The following is a 5,462-nucleotide window of genomic DNA, read 5'->3' as shown; positions in this document are numbered from 1 at the left end:
GGAGGGTGGGGCAGATCCGAAGCGAGAGAGACGAAGACGTGAGGAGCTGATCGTGCTCACGCTGACCAGCGGTGCCGTGCAGGTCATCCGTACCGTGACCGCCAACCCGGAGCTTCCGCCGGAGACCGGCATCCGCATCGAGTCCGGACTCGACGGCTCGGACGCCCTCCGGCTCTCGGTCGCCCCGGCGCCCGAGGCGGGCGACCAGGTCGTCGAGGAGGAGGGCGCGAAGGTGTACCTGGAGCCGAGCGTCGCCGAGATGCTGGACGACAAGACCCTGGATGCCCAGGTCGACCCGCAGGGCGACGTGGCGTTCACCATCGCCGAGGGGTCCGGAGGGATCCCCACCTAGACCTGAGCAGGGGCCGTGGAGCCGCCGCGCCGACCCCGGTCGGTGCGGCGGCTCCACGGCTTCGCGTGCTCGGCCTCTTTCGAGCTCGGCCTCTTTCCGGGCTCGGTCTCTTTCCGGGCTCGGCCTCTTTGCGCGCTCAGCCCATCGCGTCCACCACCGCCACCACCGCGAACACGAACGCGGCGGTAGTGAGGATCATGAAGGCGCCGATCACCGCGCAGGCAAGCCCGCGCGGCTGCTCGCGCCAGTTCGCAATGCGGTCGCGCACCAGCCGGTCCAGTTCTTCCCGGGACGGCCGGCCCGCGTCCGGGGGGTCGGGCGAAGGCGGGGTCGTCACGGTCGCCCAGTCTCGCAGAGTCATTCGGCGAAAGAGGGGTGGGGGCCGAGGGCCCAGTACTCGTAGAGGCCGTGGCCCGTCGTGACCTCCGTGGGGTTGGCGCCGTCCAGGTACTCGTAGCGCGCTACCGAATCGACGAGGCCCCACATGCGGGCCGCGTCGTCGGGCTTGCGCGTGTCGTAGGTGACGCCCTGCACCTTGGTCTCCGGGCCCTGATACATGCCGTGCTTCCAGTCGGGTTCGAGCCCGTACCCGGTGCCGACCATCAGGTGGACGGGCAGGATCGGCGTCGCGCGGACCTCGAACGGCGTCCCGCCGGGCGGCGCGAACCGGAGCGTGGCGTCGACCACGTCGCGGGTGCCCTCGGCGTAGTTCGGGAGGTACTCGGGACGGCCGAGGTACTCGGGTTCGCGGTCCGGGTCCGGCCAGACCCGCGTCGCCTCCTCCAGGATGCGGCGGCCCTTCTCGTCCTCCTGGACGATGCAGAGGATCGAGTGGTCCTCGAACTGCATCGGCGTGTACAGCCAGTAGAACGTTCCCGCGTTCTTGCTCTGGATACCGGGCGGTTCCGGCTCGCCCACAGGGCGGATGCCCCAGGAGCGGTCGCGGGAGCCCCACCAGTGGTCGGGCGTGGCCTCGATGGTCTCGCCGTCGATGGTGATGGTGCCCGTCCAGCGGCCGGTCTGCGCGAGCCGCCGCGAGTCGAACATGACCCGTTCCTGCCAGCGCAGGTAGTGCGGCGGCTCCAGCGTGGCGGGGATCGTCCCCTCCCAGGTCATGTCGAACGCGAGGCCGTGCTCGTTCTCGTCCAGGACGACCCTGAGCCGCTTCAGCCCCTCGATCACCTCGACCCGGAACGGCCCGACCCTGGTGTCCATGCGGTCGGCACCGAGCTCGCGGGACGCCCGGACGACCTTGTGCACCGGCCCGTGCCGGACGACCGCGAACGCGTCCATGACCCCGAGGTTCGGGTACTGCCCGATCCCGATGATCAGCATCAGCTCGTCGGAGCACGGGTGGGCGTTGAAGTAGTACCGGTCGTAGAAGTTGCGGTCCGAGGTCGTGACGTGCCGCATCACCTCGGGCGCCTGGTGGATCGGGTAGTCGTCGAGCGGCGACAGCGTCACGTGGTCTCCTCCAGGATGCGCGCGAGCAGCCGCGTGCAGTTGTTGTCGTAGGGGAAGTCGGAGGTCTCGTCGATCCAGCCGAAGTCGATCATCGCCTGTCCGATCCGGGCCATCACCACCGCGAACTTGAAGCCGGACAGGATCTCGTAGTACGCCATGTTCCGCATCGGGCGGCCGAGCAGCCCGGTGTACCGGTCGACCGTCTCGGCGTAGGACGGGAACCCGTCCAGCCGGGGCGCGCCGATGCCCTCGCAGTGGTGGCGGTCGATGAACATGAACCAGGCGAGGTCCTCCTCGGGCGCGCCGAGCGTCGCGGTCTCCCAGTCGAGGACGGCCGCCGGCACGCCCTCCTGGAAGATCACGTTCCCGATGCGGGAGTCGCCCCACAGCACGCCAGGGGCGTCGGGCTCGTCGGGGCGGTTGGCCTTCAGCCAGTCCAGGGCCTTGAGCGCCGTCTCCTGCGGCCCCTTGTAGGCCCAGTGGAGGTAGTGCTCGTAGTAGTTGAGCCGCTGGTCGAGGCCGGGCGCGCCCCACTCCGGCTGGTCGAGGAAGCCGAGACCGAGTTCCCGCGGGTCGAGCCGGTGCAGGTCCGCGAGGATCTCCAGCGTGGACCACCACATCGCGGCGCGCTCGTCCGGCGGGACCTCGGTCACCCAGCCGTCCGAGTGGTAGGGCGGCATGTCGGTCGGGACGCGGCCCTCGATCCGCCCCATCACGAAGAACGCGGCGCCCAGCACGTCCGGGGACGGCTCGTACCAGCGGATCGGCGGCACGGGGATGGAGGTGCGCTCGTCCAGGATCCGCATCAGCCGGTACTGCTCCTCGAACCGCGGCTCGGGGAACACCTGGTAGTTCATCGGGGCGACCCGCGCCACGAACGGCTCGCGCCGGAGGGCGCCGTCGCCGCCGGTCCACTCGACGTCGAAGATCAGTGTCTCGTTGGAGAAGCCGCTGGTCTGCGGCGTCTCCAGAGCGGTGATGCGGGCCCCGGGCAGGTGCCCGTCCAGCCAGCCCGTGAGGCTGCTCCGGGTGACCTCGGAGTCGCGTTGGTCGGGAACGGGCATTCGCCGCCTCCTTGCGCCGGTTCGCGCCCCGAATTAGAACGTGTTCTATCAACGGGGGCGGGGGTGGTCAATGGCCCGGGACCGGGACGTGAAAAAATCGCCTGATGCGCCTGACCAAGCTCGGACACGCCTGCGTCCAGATCAGCAAGGACGACCGCAGCGTCGTCATCGACCCCGGCGCGTTCAGCGAGGCGTCCGGCGCCCTCGCCACCGCCCTCGCCACCGCCGACGCCGTCCTGATCACCCACGAGCACTTCGACCACTTCGACGCCGACGCCCTGCGCGCCGCGATGGCCGAGCGGCCCGCCCTGGAGGTGTGGACGTCCCGGGTCGTCGCCGAGAACCTCGCCGACCTCGGCGGGCGCGTCCACCAGGTCGGCCACGGCGACGCCGTCACGGTCGCGGGCTTCGACGTCCACGTCTACGGCGAGGACCACGAGATCCTGCACCCGGACGTCCCGCCCATCCCGAACACCGGCTTCCTCATCGACGGCGAGGTCTTCCACCCCGGTGACGCGCTGACCGTCCCGTCCGAGCCCGTCCCGACGCTGTGCCTGCCCGGCAACGCGCCGTGGATGAAGATCCCGGAGCTGTACGCGTACGCGCGCGAGGTCCGCCCCGACCGGGCGTTCGTCATCCACGACGGGCTGCTCAACGACATCGGCCTCCAGGTGATGAAGACGCATGTCGGCAAGGCCGGCGAGGAGATCGGCAAGGAGTTCACCCGCCTGGAGCCCGGCGCCTCCGTCGACCTGGCGCGCCCGTGACCCACGACCTCCCGGCCCCCCGGCGCGTCCAGGCGGTGTTCTTCGACATCGGCGAGACGCTGATCAACGAGGGCGAGATCTACGGGCGCTGGGCCGACTGGCTCGGCGTCCCGCGGCACACGTTCCTCGCCAAGCTCGGCGCGGTGCTCGCGACCGGCGGCTCCCACATGGACCTGCTCGAATACTTCCGGCCGGGCTTCGACCTGGCCGAGGAGCAGCGGCGGCGCGCCGAGGCGGGCGTCCCGAACGGGTTCGGGCCCGGCGACCTGTACCCGGACGCGCGCGCCTGCCTGTCCGGGCTGCGCGACCAGGGCCTCTACGTCGGGATCGCCGGGAACCAGCCGGTCGAGGCCGCCGAGCAGATGGCGGCGATCGGCCTGGACGCCGACGTCGTCGGCATCTCCGACGTGTGGGGCATCCAGAAGCCGGCCCGGGAGTTCTTCGAGCGCTGCGCGCAAATCGCCGATGTGCTGCCCGACCGCGTCCTCTACGTGGGGGACCGCATTGACAACGACGTCCGGCCCGCGCTCGCGTTCGGGATGCAGACGGCGTTCCTGCGGCGCGGCCCCTGGGGGCACATCCAGGAGGACGACGAGGCGCTGAGCCGGTGCCTGTTCGTCCTGGACGACCTCGCCGGCCTCCCCGAACTCGTCGCCGAGTACAACGCCTGATCTCGTCGGCGGAGTATCGGCCGGAACCGAGGATCCCTTAGGGGTGATCCCCTAACCCGGAGGGATGGGGCGGGAACAGTCCCAGCGGCTGATGCGATGCCCCGTGTCCGGTTCATACCGTGGTGGAGGTGGACGCGAATTTCGCTGGCCATGTTCACCACTCGGCTGAACGGGGAGAGAAAAAGTCATGAACGGTCTAGTACGTCCGCGTAACCGCATGATCGCCGGCGTCTGCGCCGGGCTCGGCCGACGCTTCAACATGTCGGCGGGGACCGTCCGGCTGCTGTTCGTCCTGTCCTGCCTGCTGCCCGGTCCGCAGTTCGTCGTCTACATCGTCCTCTGGGTCATGATGCCGAACGAGGACCGCCATCCGGTGGGCCGCCGCTGAGGCAAGATCATTGATAGCGCTTGGCCGGGCACGCCCGGGGGTGTTAGATCGTGGCACCACCATCGGACCTCGCACCGGCCGACCGGGGCCTCGCCCGCCCGGACGACGAGGTGAGAGATCCGTTCCCCCGTGGGAAGGGAAGGAGCCGCGGTGCCTGAGGAGGGCCCCGGTCACGGCCGGTTTCCGGGCACGACCCCCCGCGCACCCCGGGAGCGGCCCGGCGGCGCGGCCGAGTCCGCGCGCGCGGCCGAGCACGCGGCGCGGCTGCTGAGATACCTGCGCGACCTGGCGCGGGGGCGCCGCCGCCCGTCCCGCGACCTGTCGGGTCACGACCGGGTCCACTGGCTCGCCGAGCTGCCCGGCGACGTCTACGTGGAGACGGACGCCGGGCCCGGCGACGTCCTGTTCAGCGTGCCGGTCATCCCGCTGAACCCGCCGGTCGTGCTCGACGAGTTCGACGGCTGGCTCGCCCTCCGCAACTGGTACCGGATCCTCCGCGACCTCGCCGGCGAGGACGTCGTGCTCGCCGCGGGCCTGCTCTCCTGGCGGCCCGCCGTCCACGACCACCTGCTGAACACGCCCGTCCGGATCGTCGTGGACGACCGCACCGAACGCATCGACGTCGTCCTCGCCGGGCGCACCACCCTGCGGGACCGCGACCTCCTGTCCGGCCACCCCGGCTACCGGCCCGCCCCCGGCCCCCCGGACGCGGTGCGCGCCGGGCGGGGCTTCGGGCTCGACCCCTCGGTCGGGGAC

General features: G+C 71.1%; 7 protein-coding genes and 1 pseudogene. 5 read left to right on the top strand and 3 right to left on the bottom strand.

Annotated elements, in window-relative coordinates:
* Positions 1–352, top strand: a 352-nt coding sequence (locus E1200_RS30925) for a hypothetical protein (RefSeq protein WP_243708984.1), incomplete at its 5' end; no start/stop codon positions are given.
* A 136-nt stretch (positions 353–488) separates the two neighbouring features.
* On the opposite strand, the gene E1200_RS30920 is transcribed toward E1200_RS30925, so the two are convergent.
* The 3 genes from E1200_RS30920 to E1200_RS30910 are packed head-to-tail and all read right to left on the bottom strand — an operon-like array spanning position 489 to position 2,880.
* Positions 489–689 carry a hypothetical protein gene (locus tag E1200_RS30920; RefSeq protein ID WP_131955790.1) on the bottom strand — a complete coding sequence of 67 codons (201 nt, stop codon included), beginning with the start codon at positions 687–689 and terminating at the stop codon, positions 489–491.
* A 20-nt stretch (positions 690–709) separates the two neighbouring features.
* Positions 710–1,816: a hypothetical protein gene (locus E1200_RS30915; RefSeq protein ID WP_207933627.1), complete on the bottom strand. Its 1,107-nt coding sequence runs from the start codon at positions 1,814–1,816 to the stop codon at positions 710–712.
* A complete protein-coding gene (locus tag E1200_RS30910; protein WP_131955788.1) occupies positions 1,813–2,880 on the bottom strand; it encodes a phosphotransferase family protein in 1,068 nt (355 codons plus the stop codon). Before E1200_RS30910 ends, E1200_RS30915 begins: the two co-directional genes overlap by 4 nt.
* Positions 2,881–2,984: 104 nt before the next feature.
* Here E1200_RS30910 and E1200_RS30905 point away from each other — a divergent pair, with 104 nt between their 5' ends.
* The 4 genes and pseudogenes from E1200_RS30905 to E1200_RS30890 all read left to right on the top strand — a co-directional run.
* Positions 2,985–3,647: an MBL fold metallo-hydrolase gene (locus E1200_RS30905; RefSeq protein ID WP_131955786.1), complete on the top strand. Its 663-nt coding sequence runs from the start codon at positions 2,985–2,987 to the stop codon at positions 3,645–3,647.
* Entirely contained in the window at positions 3,644–4,318 is a 675-nt protein-coding gene (locus E1200_RS30900) for an HAD family hydrolase (protein WP_131955784.1), read from the top strand. Before E1200_RS30905 ends, E1200_RS30900 begins: the two co-directional genes overlap by 4 nt.
* Before the next feature lie 217 nt (positions 4,319–4,535).
* Positions 4,536–4,706 carry a PspC domain-containing protein gene (locus tag E1200_RS30895; RefSeq protein ID WP_243708983.1) on the top strand — a complete coding sequence of 57 codons (171 nt, stop codon included), beginning with the start codon at positions 4,536–4,538 and terminating at the stop codon, positions 4,704–4,706.
* A gap of 150 nt (positions 4,707–4,856) precedes the next feature.
* Positions 4,857–5,462, top strand: a pseudogene (locus E1200_RS30890) (hypothetical protein); the annotation flags it as partial.

Source organism: Actinomadura sp. GC306 (assembly GCF_004348665.1).
Classification (GTDB): domain Bacteria; phylum Actinomycetota; class Actinomycetes; order Streptosporangiales; family Streptosporangiaceae; genus Spirillospora.
The sequence above is the reverse complement of the archived record's forward strand: the minus strand, read 5'-3'. Positions and strand labels throughout refer to the sequence as shown.